12 protein-coding genes are annotated in these 14724 nt (G+C 64.1%); 8 read left to right on the top strand and 4 right to left on the bottom strand.

What is annotated here, in order from left to right; genetic code table 11:
* Positions 1–71 precede the first annotated feature (71 nt).
* Entirely contained in the window at positions 72–1418 is a 1347-nt protein-coding gene (locus tag ASD07_RS18610) for a HEAT repeat domain-containing protein (RefSeq protein WP_156398090.1), read from the top strand.
* Between the two features lie 149 nt (positions 1419–1567).
* On the opposite strand, the gene ASD07_RS18605 is transcribed toward ASD07_RS18610, so the two are convergent.
* On the bottom strand, positions 1568–1954 hold the full coding sequence (locus tag ASD07_RS18605) for a DUF3224 domain-containing protein (protein WP_055934463.1): 387 nt from the start codon (positions 1952–1954) through the stop codon (positions 1568–1570).
* Positions 1955–2050: 96 nt separating this feature from the next.
* Between ASD07_RS18605 and ASD07_RS18600 the strand changes: the two genes are divergently transcribed.
* Complete coding sequence (locus ASD07_RS18600) at positions 2051–2878, top strand: helix-turn-helix domain-containing protein (protein WP_055933777.1); 828 nt, start codon at positions 2051–2053, stop codon at positions 2876–2878.
* On the opposite strand, the gene thiL is transcribed toward ASD07_RS18600, so the two are convergent.
* Together thiL and ASD07_RS31000 are read right to left on the bottom strand one after the other, a co-directional pair.
* Positions 2868–3833 carry a thiamine-phosphate kinase gene (thiL, locus tag ASD07_RS18595; protein ID WP_055933775.1) on the bottom strand — a complete coding sequence of 322 codons (966 nt, stop codon included), beginning with the start codon at positions 3831–3833 and terminating at the stop codon, positions 2868–2870. The genes ASD07_RS18600 and thiL overlap by 11 nt on opposite strands.
* Before the next feature lie 34 nt (positions 3834–3867).
* A complete protein-coding gene (locus tag ASD07_RS31000) occupies positions 3868–4038 on the bottom strand; it encodes a hypothetical protein (RefSeq protein WP_156398089.1) in 171 nt (56 codons plus the stop codon).
* Positions 4039–4363: 325 nt separating this feature from the next.
* Between ASD07_RS31000 and ASD07_RS18590 the strand changes: the two genes are divergently transcribed.
* The 6 genes from ASD07_RS18590 (at position 4364) to ASD07_RS18565 (ending at position 13192) form a co-directional block, all read left to right on the top strand.
* Positions 4364–6679 carry an NADP-dependent malic enzyme gene (locus tag ASD07_RS18590; protein ID WP_055933773.1) on the top strand — a complete coding sequence of 772 codons (2316 nt, stop codon included), beginning with the start codon at positions 4364–4366 and terminating at the stop codon, positions 6677–6679.
* Between the two features lie 12 nt (positions 6680–6691).
* Entirely contained in the window at positions 6692–7144 is a 453-nt protein-coding gene (locus ASD07_RS18585) for a DUF2214 family protein (RefSeq protein ID WP_055933771.1), read from the top strand.
* A gap of 147 nt (positions 7145–7291) precedes the next feature.
* The gene (locus ASD07_RS18580) at positions 7292–8860 is read left to right on the top strand and encodes an NAD(P)/FAD-dependent oxidoreductase (protein ID WP_055933769.1); all 1569 of its coding nucleotides are present in this window, start codon (positions 7292–7294) and stop codon (positions 8858–8860) included.
* Positions 8857–10848, top strand: coding sequence for a hypothetical protein (locus ASD07_RS18575; protein ID WP_055933767.1), 1992 nt, complete (start codon positions 8857–8859; stop codon positions 10846–10848). Before ASD07_RS18580 ends, ASD07_RS18575 begins: the two co-directional genes overlap by 4 nt.
* A gap of 11 nt (positions 10849–10859) precedes the next feature.
* Complete coding sequence (locus tag ASD07_RS18570) at positions 10860–11288, top strand: GtrA family protein (RefSeq protein ID WP_055933765.1); 429 nt, start codon at positions 10860–10862, stop codon at positions 11286–11288.
* Positions 11288–13192 (top strand): hypothetical protein, encoded by a 1905-nt coding sequence (locus tag ASD07_RS18565; RefSeq protein ID WP_055933763.1) that lies wholly within the window; start codon positions 11288–11290, stop codon positions 13190–13192. Before ASD07_RS18570 ends, ASD07_RS18565 begins: the two co-directional genes overlap by 1 nt.
* 7 nt (positions 13193–13199) lie before the next feature.
* Here the strand turns inward: ASD07_RS18565 and ASD07_RS18560 are convergent, their stop codons facing one another.
* A complete protein-coding gene (locus ASD07_RS18560) occupies positions 13200–14711 on the bottom strand; it encodes a hypothetical protein (protein WP_055933761.1) in 1512 nt (503 codons plus the stop codon).
* Positions 14712–14724: the final 13 nt, after the last annotated feature.

The raw sequence follows: 14724 nt of genomic DNA, 5'->3' as shown, positions 1-14724 counted from the left end.
GTCGGGGTCAGGTCCGGCAATCGGACATTTGTCCCCGGATTCTTTCAGTTCCTTCGTGTTAGAGTGCCGGCATGCAAAATTGCCCGATGCCGTTATTGAATCGAGACGAGTTCACTACAGCGCTTCACCAGGGCCGTGGCAGTGCTGTCCTGCACGTGCAAGACCATGGCTCAGATGAACTATTTGAGATCATTCTTGATGCCTGCCTGGTAAATCGCGCGTATGACCAGCAATGCGAGGGGCCTCGCGCCAAGTGGCTGTATTCGATGATTGCGCACGATGACAGGATTTGTGCGGCCGTAATCGAAGCGTTCAAAGCCCCCGTGGAAGACCAGGATCTCTTCCAGGTCGCCAACCTGGTAGGCTTGATTGCCGTTAACGGCAGTCGGGCTGCAGCCGAAGCATTGCGTCGCTCATGGGCTGAAAATGACCTCGCTGGAGAACTTGCCATCATTATGCTCGATGGCGTGCCGGCGGCGATTGAAGTGGTGCGCTGCTTGGGCCAACGGCTCATTTCCGATCCCGACGAATATGTCGACGGTCTCGAATTCCTGGTCGAGGATGAAGCGCTGCGCGAACAAGTGCTGCTGGATTTGTCGGCACGCGCGCCGGGTGATATGGCAATTACTGCGTATCTCGCCATGCATCAGGAACAGTCCGACAAACGGGCTGCGGACGAAGCCCTTTCGCCGGAGCAAAAGGAAAAGCGGAGGCTTGAGTACCAGCGGAAGCATCTCGCCGAAAATCCACTGTCGCGCATTGTTGAACTTGCGCAGAGCCAGGACAAAGTATCACCCCATATTTTCCGCCGATTCGGGCGCTGGGCGAGCGACTCCGAACGCCAGAAGATCCTGCAGATCCTTGAGTCCGAGCTTGCGCCGCAGGTCCAAATCAGGCTCTTGCATATATTCGGAAGGGGGGACCTTCGCGCTTGGAACGACACCGTCTGGAACCTGGCGCACAGTCCGGACCAAGAGGTAAGGCTGGCAGCGGTCAAGGCACTGGCGTCGCTCGAGGACACCCGCGTCGGCGAGTTGGCCAGGCGCCGCTTGAGTGAGGAAGACTTCTCCGTTGATCGTAGGGATGAAATAGAACTGCTCAAGAAAAACTTCCTGCCAGGTGATGAGAAAATCATTATCAGTGCGCTGGAACGAGTAAAGACGGATGCCGACGGAATGCATTTCATGGAAATGCCGGCACTTCACGTATGCCAGGAAAATCCCGACGCGCGTCTTGCCGGCATCGCCAGTTTTATCTACCGTACCAACCCTTGCTCCTTATGCCGGAGGGACATCGTTGAATGGATGAAAGACGTAGATTGCCTGCCAGCCTGGATCGCAAACGAAGCTCGTTTCGATGCATCAGAGGAGACTCGGATCTTGCTTGCGGGAGCAAATGCCGGCGGGCTTGAAATGTGAAGAAGATGTCCGATTGCCGGAGCTGACCCCGACTTTCAAAAAAAAAGGCCGCCCACATTGGGGCGGCTGAAACATTCATGGGAGAGAGTGGTATGAATGTGGAGACAGGCAGGATAATAGTCCCCGGTTGTTACCACTTCATGACATATTCAGCGGGGCGGTAGGTTGTAGCTGAAGCTGTAGCGGTGCTGGCCGCCCGTGATGTCGATGCTCATCGTGCCTTGCAGGCCGGTGAGCTCGCCGGTGGCAGAGTCGGGAATCACGCTCACCTTCAACGTCGGCGCGCCTTTGTCCATCAGGCCGAAGTGCTGCAGGAAGAAGGTGCCTTTGCGTCCCTCCAGTGTGGCAGTGACCTGCTCCATGGCGACGTAGCCGGCGGAGCCTTTGACGGCGGTGCCGGCTGCCAGCATTTCGCCCTGGCTGGTGCCGTCGAGGGCGCCATGGAAAGTCTTGCTGATGGATTGCCGGCCCCAGGTCTGGCCTTCGGCTGGTGGCTGGGGCGTCAGTTTGACGTCGAACGTGCCGTCGATTTGCATGGGTTTGTCTCCTGCGTTGGCCGCTGCGGCGGCGAATGCAAATAGTAATGGGATCAGTGATTTCATGCCGGCCATTATGGTAGTCTCCTGCGCCTGATGATTGGAAAAACGCGACAAATCGATACTGAACCGCGCGGCATCCTGGTGCCGCATTTTGCGACGGGTACATTCCGCCACGAACGGCTGGCGCCGTGCGCGCAATTGGCCGGGCTGGTCGAGCATTACTGGTACGTGGGCTGGGATATGCATGGGCAGGCGCCGCAACAGCAGGAGACGCTGCCGCACCCGAATGTGCACCTGGTGATCGAGCACGATCGCGACGGCGTGTATGGCGTGCATACGGCGCGCTACACCAAGCTGCTGGCGGGGCAGGGCTTTGCGTTTGGGATCAAATTCAGGCCGGGCGGCTTCCGGCCTTTGCTTGGCCGCGCCGTTGCCGGGATAGCCGACCAGCGCGTGGCGTTGGCCCAGCTGTTTGGCGCGCAAGGCGATGAGCTGGCGCGGCAAGTGCGCGCGTGCGCGGTAAGTTCGGGGCCGGAAGCGATGGCCGCAGCGGCGCAAGTCTTCCTGCTGTCACGGCTGCCGCCTGCCGATGCCGATGCCGAGGCGGAGCGCGCAGCTGCGTTGGTGGCAGCGATTGCCGCCGATCCTGCACTGCTGGCCGTGGACGTCCTGGCGCAACAGGCCGGCATCAACAAGCGTGCCTTGCAGCGCTTGTTCCAGCAATACGTCGGCGTCGGGCCGAAGTGGGTGATCAAGCGTTACCGCATGCACGAAGCCGTGGCCCAGCTGCAGGCCGGCACTGCGCCGGATCTGGCGCAGCTCGCATTAGGCCTGGGCTACTATGACCAGGCGCATTTCATCAGGGAGTTCACCGCGCTGGTGGGCAAGCCGCCGGGCGAATATCGCCGCGCTATTGCGTGAAGTGGTCGAAGCTGGAAAGCTCCAGCGGGAGCGGCGCGCCGCTGGCATCGGTCCAGCGCAGGCCTGCGGCGTCGTCGATGCGGCCGATGCGGGTGACCGGCGTACCGCATTCGGCGCCGGCGGCGAGGATCGCATCACGCCTTGAGGCGGGAGCAGTGAAGCAGATTTCATAGTCGTCGCCGCCGGCCGCCGTGAAGGCGCGGCGCAGGGCTTGCGGCTGGGTCGCCAGCACCGGTCCGGCCGGCAGTGCGTCGGCATTCAGCGTGGCGCCGACGCGGGACTTTTCGAGGATGTGGCCCAGGTCGCCCACCAATCCGTCCGAAATATCAATGGCGGCATGGGCCAGGCTGCGCTCGGCCAGCATGACGCCCAGCGCCACGCGCGGCGTCGGCGTATGCATGCGCGTGCCGGCTGCTGCCTGCGCCTCGGCCGGCAGCGTGAGTTCGCCGCGATAGCCGGCCAGGGCCAGGCGCGCATCGCCCAGGGTGCCGGATACCCATATGTCATCGCCGGCGCGGGCGGCGCTGCGGCGCAGGGCGCGCCCCGGCGCCACTTCGCCAAACACGGTGATGCAGATATTCAGCGGGCCTTTGGTGGTGTCGCCGCCGATCAGTTCACAGCGATGCAGGTCGGCCAGCGCAAACAGGCCGCGCGAGAAGCCGTCCAGCCAGGCACGCTCGGCGGCCGGCAGGGCCAGGGCCAGCGTGAACGCCACCGGCCGGGCGCCCATGGCGGCCAGGTCGGACAGGTTGACGGCCAGGCTCTTGTGGCCAAGGCGCAGGGCATCTTCGCCGGCAAAGAAATGCCGGCCCTCGACCAGCATGTCGGACGAAATGGCTGTCTGCATCCCCGGTGTCGGGGCCAGCAGGGCGCAATCGTCGCCGATGCCAAGGGCAGCGCGTCCCGCCAGGGGGCGCACGAAGTATTGTTTGATCAGGTCGAATTCGGAAAGCATCCCGCCATTCTAGCGGGCTACCCCGGCTCCGTCCTTATTCGCGCTTGTCGCGCAGGTAAACCCAGGTTCCGCCGGACGCCAGGGCTGCCATGGCAAGCACGGCAACATAGCTGGAATCCTGGGGTGTGAAAAATAAGGCGACGGCAGTCGCAGGGAACAGGACGCCGGACAGACGGGACCAGGAATGCCAGAGTGCATTACGCATGGTATTTTCCTTCCGTTAAGTGCCAGTAAACCCAGTCTATGCAGGAAAATGCCATATGTAAAGTTGCTTTCGCCGAAAATTCCAAGCAAATACGATTTGGCGCAACAAGATTTTAAGGTTTCGTGCCGCAAGTCAGCATTGTCGCCTGCGCGACAGTTTATTAACTTGTTCCACGGAAAAATCTCATCGCCCGGCATGATTCTTGATTGAAAGGCAATGGAAACCGATGAAAATTCGGCATTGGTAAAAATACCTACGTTAGAGCAACCACTCTATCTGCTAGAATCGGAGGCTTTCGGACACAGGATAGAAGGGGCAGTAGAGCATGGATTCGGGATCTGACAAGAAAGAAGAACTTCGTCAACAACTGCGCGCCGCCGCGCTTGAGTACCATGAGTGCCCCAAGCCAGGCAAGATCAGCGTCTCCCCCACCAAGCAACTGACCAACCAGCGCGACCTGGCGCTGGCCTACTCCCCGGGCGTGGCTGCGCCATGCGAAGAAATCGTCATCGACCCGGCCAACTCCTATAAGTACACCGCGCGCGGCAACCTGGTGGCCGTGATCTCCAACGGCACCGCCGTGCTGGGCCTGGGCAATATCGGTCCGCTGGCGTCCAAGCCGGTCATGGAAGGCAAGGGCGTGCTGTTCAAGAAGTTCGCCGGCATCGACGTGTTCGACATCGAGATCAACGAGCAGGATCCGGACAAGCTGGTCGACATCATCGCCTCGCTGGAGCCGACCTTCGGCGGCATCAACCTGGAAGACATCAAGGCCCCCGAGTGCTTCTACATCGAGCGCAAGCTGCGCGAGAAGATGAAGATCCCGGTCTTCCACGACGACCAGCACGGTACCGCCATCATCGTCGGCGCCGCCATCCTGAACGGCCTGAAATACATTGGCAAGGACATCAAGAACGTCAAGCTGGTGGTGTCCGGCGCGGGCGCGGCGGCACTGGCCTGCCTCGACCTGATCGTCGACCTCGGCTTCCCGATCGAAAACATCCTGGTCACCGACCTGGCCGGCGTGGTCTACAAGGGCCGTGCCGAACTGATGGACCCGGACAAGGAGCGCTTCGCGCGCGAAACCCCGCACCGCACCCTGGCCGAATGCATTTCCGGCGCCGACATTTTCCTCGGCCTGTCGGCCGGCGGCGTGCTGAAGCAGGACATGGTCAAGGAGATGGCGCCCAATCCGCTGATCCTGGCGCTGGCCAACCCGAATCCGGAAATCCTGCCGGAAGACGTGAAGGCGGTGCGCGGCGACGCCATCATCTGCACCGGCCGTTCGGACTACCCGAACCAGGTCAACAACGTGCTGTGCTTCCCTTACATCTTCCGCGGCGCACTCGATAGCGGCGCCAGCACCATCACCCGCGAAATGGAAATCGCCGTGGTGCACGCCATTGCCGACCTGGCGCACGCCGAGCAGTCGGACATCGTCGCCACCACCTACGGCATCGCCAACCTGGCCTTCGGCCCGGAATACCTGATCCCGATGCCGTTCGACCCGCGCCTGCTGACCAAGATCGCGCCGGCGGTGGCCAAGGCTGCTGAAGAATCCGGCGTGGCGACGCGCCCGATCAAGGACCTGGAAGCCTACGCCGACAGCCTGCAGCAGTTCGTCTACCGCTCCGGCACCTTCATGAAGCCGGTGTTCTCGGTGGCCAAGAAGGCGCCGCCGGAAATGAAACGCATCGTCTACGCCGAAGGCGAAGAAGAGCGCATCCTGCGCGCGGTGCAGGTGGTGGTCGATGAAAGGCTGGCACGCCCGATCCTGGTCGGCCGCCCGGCCGTGCTGGATGCGCGCGTGCAGAAGTTCGGCCTGCGCCTGAAGCAGGGCGTCGACTACGACGTGATCAACCCTGACTTCGACGAGCGTTACCGCGAATACTGGCAGGCATACTACGAGCTGACCGCGCGCAAGGGCGTGACGCAGGAATACGCCAAGCTGGAAATGCGCCGCCGCCATTCGCTGATCGGCGCCATGATGATCAAGAAGGGCGATGCCGACGGCATGATCTGCGGCACCTTCGGCACCACCCAGCTGCACCTGCACTACATCGACCAGGTGCTGGGCAAGCGCCCGGGTGCCTGCGTCTACGCGGCGATGAACATCCTGGTGCTGCCTGAGCGCCAGCTGTGCATGGTCGACACCCACGTCAATGAAAACCCGAACGCCAACGAAGTGGCCGCCATCACCATCATGGCGGCGGAAGAAATGAAGCGCTTCGGCCTGGTGCCGCGCGCGGCACTGCTGTCGCATTCGAACTTCGGTTCCTCCAACAGCGAATCGGCGCAGAAGATGCGCGCCGCGCTGGAACTGGTGCGCCAGCGCGCGCCGGAACTGGAAGTGGACGGCGAGATGCACGGCGACACCGCGCTCGACACCAAGTTCCGCCACAAGCTGCTGCCGACCACCACCCTGAAGCAGGACGCCAACCTGCTGGTGATGCCGAATATCGATGCCGCCAACATCGCCTACAACCTGGTCAAGACCGCGGCCGGCAACGGCATCGCGATCGGCCCGATCCTGCTCGGCTGCGCTGCGCCGGTGCACATCCTGACCCCGTCCGCCACCGTGCGCCGCATCGTCAACATGACAGCGCTGTGCGTGGTCGACGCGGTGTCGGAACGCGCATAAGGGAGCACGCTGATGACCGACCTGCTGCTCGCGATCGTGCACCACCTGCTGGCCTTCGGCATCGCCGCCGCCATCACCGCCCAGCTGGTGCTGGTGCGGCCGGGCATGCAGCCGCCTGCCGTGCAGCTGGCGGCCAGGTACGACATCGCGCTCGGCATCATGTCGCTGTCGCTGGTGGCAATCGGCTTCCTGCGCGTGTTCTTTGGCGCCAAGGGGGCCGATTTCTACCTGCACAACCACGTGTTCTGGACCAAGGTGGTGCTGTTCGGGGTGATCGGGCTGATGTCGATCAAGCCGACCCGCGCCTTGCTGCGCTGGCGCAAGGCGCAGTCGGCCGATGCCGGCTTCGCCCCGGAAGAAGTCGACATCCGCGCCGTGCGCAAGAGCCTGATGGTCGAAATCCACATATTTGCATTTTTGCCAATCGCCGCCGCTGCCATGGCGCGTGGCTACGGTTACACCTGAAAAAGCTGCTGATTTGCTGGTTCCACACGACATTTCGATACGCCAGTTATAGCTTTTGTAATTTCCACACGGTAAAATTCATTGATGCACTGCTCGTTTCTTGGGCAGCTGCTTTTATTATTGAATAAACTGGAAGGAAAAGTTGTTATGGGGCAGCAATACGCCGTTATTATCGGCGCCGGTCCCGCAGGCCTGACTGCGGCCCTGGAGTTAATCCGGAACACCGACATTCGCCCGATTGTGCTGGAGGCGAGCGAGGAGGTGGGCGGGATTTCCCGTACCGTTTGCCACAACGGCAATCGCATGGACCTGGGCGGCCACCGTTTCTTTTCCAAATCCGACTGGGTCATGAACTGGTGGCAGGAGATCCTGCCGATCGACGCCGCGGCCAATGCCTCGCTCGACCTGACCTACCAGAACAAGAAGACCTCGGTGCAGGTGGCCGGCACTGCGCTGGAGAGCGACGACGACCGCCGCATGCTGGTGCGTTCGCGCCTGTCGCGCATCTTCTTCCTGCGCCGCTTCTTCGATTACCCGATCAAGATGAATGCATCCACGGCCGCCAAGCTGGGCCTGTGGCGCCTGACCAAGGTCGCAGTGACCTACGGTTGGATCATGCTGTTCCCGCGCCGGCCGGAAAAGAACCTGGAAGACTTCATGATCAACCGCTTCGGCCGCGAGTTGTATGAAACCTTCTTCAAGGACTACACGCACAAGGTGTGGGGCATCCCGTGCGACCAGATCAGCGCCGACTGGGGCGCGCAGCGCATCAAGGGCCTGAACATCAGCAAGGCGCTGTGGCACGCGGTCAAGCAGGTCTTCAAGAGCAAGGGCGGGGTATCGCAGAAGGGCACCGAGACCAGCCTGATCGAACAGTTCCTGTACCCCAAATTCGGTCCCGGCCAGATGTGGCAGGAAGTGGCGCGCATGATCACCGAGGGCGGCGGCGAAATCCGCTACAAGCAGGCGGTGACCGGCGTGGAAACCAAGGATGGCAAGGTAGTGGCCGTGAGCGGCATCGACCGCCAGAGCGGCGAGAACTTCCGCCTGCAGTGCGCGCATGCGGTATCGACCATGCCGGTGCGCGAACTGGTCAAGGGCATGAACGATGTGCCGGCCGAAGTGCGCAAGGTGGCCGACGGCCTGATGTACCGCGACTTCCTGACTGTCGGCCTGCTGGTGCGCAAGTCGGATGTGCTGACCACCGATGGCGCGGCGCTGCCCGACAACTGGATCTACATCCAGGAAAAGGATGTGCGCATCGGCCGCCTGCAGATCTTCAACAACTGGAGCCCGCACCTGGTCAAGGATGAAGGCACCATGTGGATGGGCCTGGAGTACTTCTGCAATGAAGACGACGACCTGTGGCAGATGGACGACCAGGAGCTGATCAAGTTCGGCGCCGCCGAGCTGGCCAAGATCGGCATGCTGACCGGCACCAATGTGCTGGACGGTACCGTGGTGCGCGTGCCGAAGGCTTACCCGGCGTACTTCGGCACCTACGACCAGTTCGACGTGGTGCGCCGCTATACCGACACCATCGGCAACCTGTTCCTGGTAGGCCGTAACGGCATGCACCGCTATAACAACCAGGACCACTCGATGCTGACGGCCAAGCTGGCAGCTGAAGCGATCGCTTCCGGCGAAACGTCCAAGGATGCGCTGTGGGACGTTAATATCGACGACGAGTATCACGAAGAGAAGAAAACGGCATGACGCAACAAGCGCACAGCTTGCGGGCGGAACCGGCAGCTCAGCCGCCGGCACCGCCAGCGCGGCTGGCGCCGCCGCTCCAGCTGGCGCGGCGCTGGGGCTGGCGCGAATCCTTGCTGCTGCTGGCGCTGGTGGCCGTCTGGCTGGCAGTCCGTCCTTGGTCCGGCATCTGGCACGACGGACGGCTGTATGCCGCCCAGGCCATGCACCTGTTGTACCCCGAGCAGTTCGAGAACGACCTGTTCTTCATGTTCGGTTCGCAAGACAAATTCACCCTGTTCAGCCCCCTGTACAGTGCGTGCATCCAGGCATTCGGCCTGGACGGCGGTTCGCTGCTGCTGCAGCTCGCCGGCAGCGCCCTGTGGCTGGGCGGCGCCTGCTTCCTCCTGTCAACCTTCCTGCGCGGCCCGATGCTATGGGTGGCATTGGCCTGGCTGTTGCTGCTGCCAACCGATTACGACCCGATCAAGTCTTTCTCGCTGGCCGAGCCCTATTTGACGCCGCGCATCCTTGCCGAGGCGCTGAGCATGCTGGCCCTGGCCTGCCTGCTGCGCGGCAAGCGCCTGTGGCCGGCCTTGTTCATGACACTGTCGCTGGTCATGCATCCCCTGATGACGATCGCGACCTTGCTGTTCTGCGCGCTCTACCTGGTCAGCGGCGGTATCCGCCAAGCCGTGCCACTGCTGGTGGCCGGCGCGATCCTGGCTGTTGCCGGCATTGCGCTGGACCTGTTGCCCTACCAGCGCCTGCTGCAAGCGATGGACGCGGAATGGTATGCCGAGGTGGCCCGCATGTCGGTCATCGTGACCTGGGACGGCTGGCGTTTCGGTGAAATGGCCAGCCGCACCACCGTTGCCTTCAGCCTGGTGCTGATGGCCGCCCGGCTGTCGGCGGGCTGGCGCGCCCGTTTCTATTACTGCGTGGCGCTGGTGGGCGGCCTGGGCCTGCTGGCCAGCTGGCTCGGCACTTCGGTCTTCCATAACCTGCTGCTGTTGCAAATCCAGCCGTGGCGCGCAATGTGGCTGGTGCAGCTGGTCGCCGTGATTGCCATGGGCTGGCTGCTGGCCGCGTTCTGGCACCGTGGCCGGCTATTCCAGTTTTTGCTGGCCACCATCATGCTGGGTGTGTTCGCGCGCGATAGTTTTGGCGGCCTGGTCACCCTGGCGGCCGGGGCTGCCCTGTGCTGGCTGGTCAGCCAGCCGGCGCCCAAGCCGGTCTCCAACCGAACCTACGGTTTGTTATGCTGCCTGCTGCTTGCCATGCTCAGCATCTGGCTGGCGCAGGTGGATGCCCAAGCCACTACGCCGCTTGGCGTGCGCCACTGGAATTACGCCGTCGATGTCGGCAGCGGCATGGGCTGGGGCTTGTCCCTGCTGCGCCTGGGCGGGGGCGCCGTGTTGGGCCTGGCCTTGATGCTCGGCATCTGGCATTGTGCCGGCCGCCGGAAGTTCGCGGGCTGGGCGCTGGCGGCAGGCATGGCGCTGCTGGCGGTGACGGGCGCCGCCTTGCTGCGGCAGGGCTATAGCGCCAACCGGCTGCAGATTTCCGCTGCCGGCGAGCGGGCCGTGCGGGCCGCCTTTGTGCCCTTGATTCCGCGGCAGGCGACTGTGTATTGGGAAAACGAATTGCGCGCCAGCTGGTTTGTACTGCAACGCTCCAGTTATGCCTCGGTGGCGCAGACGTATGGCATGGTCTTCAACCGCGGCAACGCGCTGGAGGGCGCGCGCCGCCTGCACCGCCTCGAGCGCCTGGCTGCGCCTGACGTGGTGCTGGGCAAGAACCGCGAAGATAGCTACCGCATGCTGGCAGACATGAAGCAACCCGGTACCGAGGAACTGGCGTACGCCTGCGCCGACGTGGCGCTGGACTTTGTCGTGCTTACGCAAAAAATGGGCGCGCTGGCGGTGGCGCAGGCCGACGATCCGGCCTTTGACCGCAGCTATTTCCTGTATGACTGCGCGCGCCTGCGCGGCAGCTACGCGTCGCATTGAAAGCATCAACCATGTTAAAGAAACTGTTGGGCGCACCAAGCGCCAGTAGCCTGATCCAGTTCATCCGCTATGTCTTCGTTGGCGGCATGGCGTTTGTCGTCGATTACGGCGCACTGTTCCTGCTGGCCCATTTCGCCGGCTTGCATTACCTGCTGGCGGCCAGCCTGTCCTATTTGCTGGGCATGGTCTGCAATTACCTGATCTCGGTCAATTGGGTGTTCCATTTCCGCCGCGAGGCGCAATGGCAGCGCGAATTCATCATCTTCTTCCTGATCGGCATTGCCGGCCTGATCCTGAACGGCTTTGCCATCAGCCTGCAGGTTGAGTTGCTTGGCATGCCCTATATGGCAGCCAAGCTGGTGGCGGCCGCCGTGATCCTGTTCTTCAATTTCGGCGCCCGCAAGGTGCTGTTGTTCTCGGCGGCAAGGGCGCAGGCCTGATGATCCTGGCGCCGCGTACCTGGGACCGGCGCTTGCTGCCGCTCCTGCTGCTGCTGGCCGCCGCCTGGCTGCTGGCTCGTCCCTGGACCGGGCTGTGGCACGATAGCCGGCTGTACGCGGTGCAGGCCATGCGCCGGCTTTCTCCCGAAAATTTCCAGAACGACCTGTACTTCCTGTACGGCTCGCAGGATTCGTTCACCCTGTTCAGCCCCCTGTTTGCGGCCTGCATCGCTGCCCTGGGCCTGCCGGCGGCGGCGCAGCTGTTGTACCTTTTGGGCAGCGTCTTATGGCTGGCGGGGGCGGGCTGGCTGCTGGCGACTTTCCTGCGCGGCTTGCCATTCTGGCTTGGCATGGTGTGCCTGGTCTTGCTGCCCTCGGATTACGGCCCGTTGGTCGGGATTTTCACCTTGGGCGAACCGTTCCCGACGCCGCGCATCTTTGCTGAGGCGCTGAGCATGATTGCGCTGGCCTGCCTGGTGCGCGGCCGCTGGCACTGGGGCCTGCCGGCGCTGGTCCTGGCCTTCCTGCTGCACCCGCTTATGACCGCCGGGGCCGCACTGGCCGGCTTGCTATTCCTGGGCATGGGACGCCCGCGGCTCCTGCTGCTGGGCGCGGCGCTGGGCGCGGCCGGCCTGGCGTTGGGCGTGGCCAGCGGCGTCAGCCCCTTCGACCGCATCGTGCTGGGCATGGACAAGGAATGGCTGGCCCATGTGATCCGGCAGGCGCCCATGGTCACCTGGGACGGTTGGCATGCCGACAAATGGCTGAGCCGCACCGCGCTGGCATTCAGCCTGGTGCTGGCGGCAGCGTGCCTGTCACAGGGCCGCCAGGCACGCTTCTTCGCATCCCTGGCAGCGGCCGGCGCCATCGGCTTGCTGGCGAGCTGGCTGGGGACGGGATGTTTCCACAACCTGCTGTTGATCCAGGCCCAGCCCTGGCGCGCGCTGTGGCTGCTGCAGCTGGGCGCGGTACCTGCCCTGGCCTGGCTGCTGGCCAGCTACTGGCAGCGCGGCGCAGTATTCCGGCTACTGCTGCTGGCGCTGGTCGTCGCCACGCTGACGCGCAACAGCATCGGCGGCGTGCTTGCCGTGCTGGCGGCGGCAACCCTGTGCTGGCAAGTGCGCAGTGCCGCGCCGTTGGCGTTGTCCGCTGCCACCAGCCGCGCGCTCACGGCACTGCTGCTGGCACTCGGCACTGTCTGGCTGGCGGAAGTGCTGAAGCTGGCCACCGATTCGGGCGCCCTGGCGCCGCAGCTGATCGAGGATAGCGCGGCACGCATCTGGGGCTGGACCCTGTTGGGGACCGGCGTCCTGGCGCTGGCCGGTGCCGCGCTGCTGCTGCTGGTATGGCGCTGCATGGCGTCCGGGCGAGGCGGCGGCTACCTGCTGGCCTGCCTGGCGGCGCTGGCCGGCCTGGCTGGCGCTGCGCTGTGGCGCATCGCCCCGCCGGAATATGCGTATCCGGTCTCGGACCAGGCGCGGCGCGATGCGCGGGCCGTGTTCCAGCCCCTGATTGCGCCCAAGGCCGTGGTGTATTGGGAGAACGATGTGCGCGGCAGCTGGTTCCTGCTGCAGCGCGCGAACTATGTGTCGTCGGTCCAGCTGGCCGGCGCCGCATTCAATCGCGGCACGGCGCTGGAAGGGGCGCGCCGGCTGGCACGCCTGCACCGGCTTGGCATGCGCGATTCCGTGCGCGAGCATGACGCTTCGACCGCCAAACTGCGCATGTCGGAATTGCCGGTGCCGAGCGAGGCCGGGCTGGCCTATGTCTGCGGCGACCCGGCGCTGGACTTCGTGGTGCTGGCATGGCAGCTGGGCGAAGGCGGCATCGCCCGGGTCGAGGACCGCGAATACCGGCGCACCTATTACCTGTACGATTGCGCCCGCCTGCGCGGCGCCAGGTAGAACCGCTTCAGGGTTGCTGTGCCGCGCCCGGGACCGGCCGGGCCGGTTTCAACATGGCCTTGACATCGGGCCGCGTCACGGGGCTGAGGTAATGCCACACAACGGATTCCCCGGTGACATCGGTAAAGTTGGCCTGTTCGTGCAGGTAGCGCGGCCCGGACTGGAAGGCGCGCTCAAATTCCAGCAGGGGCGTGACGCTGCCGATGGCCAGCAGGACAGTGATGGCGCTGCGGCGCAGCGGCTGCGCCGTTTGCCAGGCTTCGATCGTTGCCATCATCAGTATCACCAGGGCGGGAATGCTGGCGCGCATGACCAGGTCATTGGAAGGGCCAAAGTGCACGAAGGGCAGCAGCAATAATTGCAGCAAGGCCAGCAGCAGCAGCGCTGCGCGTTCGCCGCGCGCCGCGACGGCCCACGCCAGCAGGCCCCATTCGAAGGCCGAGAAAATGATGGCGGAATAGACTTGCATCGTCAGGTCGCCGCCGGCGGCCGCGCCGGCCGGCACCGCACCCATGGTCAGGTAGCGGCACACCAGCCAGCCGGCCGGCAGCAAGGCCAGCACCGGCAGGCGCAGGCTTTGCTGCAGCAGCTGGCGCCAGCCCTGGCCGCGCCAGGCACACCAGAGCAGCAGCGGGGCCGCCCCGAGCGCCACCAGCGGTGCCCAGAACACCGTACCGAGCAACAGCAGCGCCGCTGCCAGCACCGACAAGCCGTGCTGGCGGTGGCGCCAGGCCACTGCGGCCAGCAGCCAGCCCGGCAGGCCATGGTTGGGGACCCAGAACAACTGGGTCGTTTGCGACGAATACTGGATTTGGCTGCCATTAATGAATTGCGTGGCCCACCACTCGATATGCGCGCCGAATTGCAGGCTGCTGTGGCTCGAAATCAGCCAGCCCAGGATATCCATGCCGCTGAAAAACACCGCAATCAGCAAGGCGGAGCGCCAGGCGCCGGGCTTGCGCGCCGGGTTGGCGCTTACGACCAAGCCCAGGAACAGTGCCGTGCCCAGCGCCGTCCAGCCCCACAGGGCAAGGCGGGCGCCATGCAGGGAGGAGAGCTTGCCGGCCAGTGCCGGCACCATGTAGTAGCCGGGCGGGCAGCGCAGGATCATCTCGCCGGCAGCGGTGTCGTAGCCCAGCGGCCAGCTGCCGACGACCAGGTCGCGCAGTACCGACATGCGCGTCATCCAGTCGAGGTTGAGGAAGAAGGCGGGCGCCAGGCCGCTCAGGCAGACCCAGGCGGCCGTTACGGCAGCCACGGCCAGCAGTTCGCGCCGCGACAGCCGGACGGCGCGCAGCTGGCGCCCCTGCCAGGCGCGGTACAGGGCCGGCAGCAATGCCAGGCTCAAGGGCAACGCAAAGGGCCAGCGCAACCAGCCGAGCAGGAAGACGAACAGCGGCAGGAGCAGGTAGGCAGCAGCCAGCAGCTCCAGCAGGTCGAATTCGCGCGCCGCCGCCGCGGGCCCGGGCGCGCCGGCGCGCGGGGTGGCGCCGGGATTGGCTGTTGCAGTATCGCCCATCAATCTTCCACAG

Origin of the sequence: Duganella sp. Root336D2, from assembly GCF_001425005.1 — a bacterium.
Taxonomy (GTDB): Bacteria; Pseudomonadota; Gammaproteobacteria; order Burkholderiales; family Burkholderiaceae_D; genus Rugamonas.
This window is presented reverse-complemented; position numbering and strand designations above follow the sequence as displayed.

Bases quoted from the DNA above. Each gene is read 5' to 3' on its own strand.
- ASD07_RS18610 (WP_156398090.1), top strand. From the start codon at position 72: ATGCAAAATTGCCCGATGCCGTTATTGAATCGAGACGAGTTCACTACA.
- ASD07_RS18605 (WP_055934463.1), bottom strand. From the start codon at position 1,954: ATGCAAATCGACGGCACGTTCGACGTCAAACTGACGCCCCAGCCACCA.
- ASD07_RS18600 (WP_055933777.1), top strand. From the start codon at position 2,051: ATGATTGGAAAAACGCGACAAATCGATACTGAACCGCGCGGCATCCTG.
- thiL (WP_055933775.1), bottom strand. From the start codon at position 3,833: ATGCTTTCCGAATTCGACCTGATCAAACAATACTTCGTGCGCCCCCTG.
- ASD07_RS31000 (WP_156398089.1), bottom strand. From the start codon at position 4,038: ATGCGTAATGCACTCTGGCATTCCTGGTCCCGTCTGTCCGGCGTCCTG.
- ASD07_RS18590 (WP_055933773.1), top strand. From the start codon at position 4,364: ATGGATTCGGGATCTGACAAGAAAGAAGAACTTCGTCAACAACTGCGC.
- ASD07_RS18585 (WP_055933771.1), top strand. From the start codon at position 6,692: ATGACCGACCTGCTGCTCGCGATCGTGCACCACCTGCTGGCCTTCGGC.
- ASD07_RS18580 (WP_055933769.1), top strand. From the start codon at position 7,292: ATGGGGCAGCAATACGCCGTTATTATCGGCGCCGGTCCCGCAGGCCTG.
- ASD07_RS18575 (WP_055933767.1), top strand. From the start codon at position 8,857: ATGACGCAACAAGCGCACAGCTTGCGGGCGGAACCGGCAGCTCAGCCG.
- ASD07_RS18570 (WP_055933765.1), top strand. From the start codon at position 10,860: ATGTTAAAGAAACTGTTGGGCGCACCAAGCGCCAGTAGCCTGATCCAG.
- ASD07_RS18565 (WP_055933763.1), top strand. From the start codon at position 11,288: ATGATCCTGGCGCCGCGTACCTGGGACCGGCGCTTGCTGCCGCTCCTG.
- ASD07_RS18560 (WP_055933761.1), bottom strand. From the start codon at position 14,711: ATGGGCGATACTGCAACAGCCAATCCCGGCGCCACCCCGCGCGCCGGC.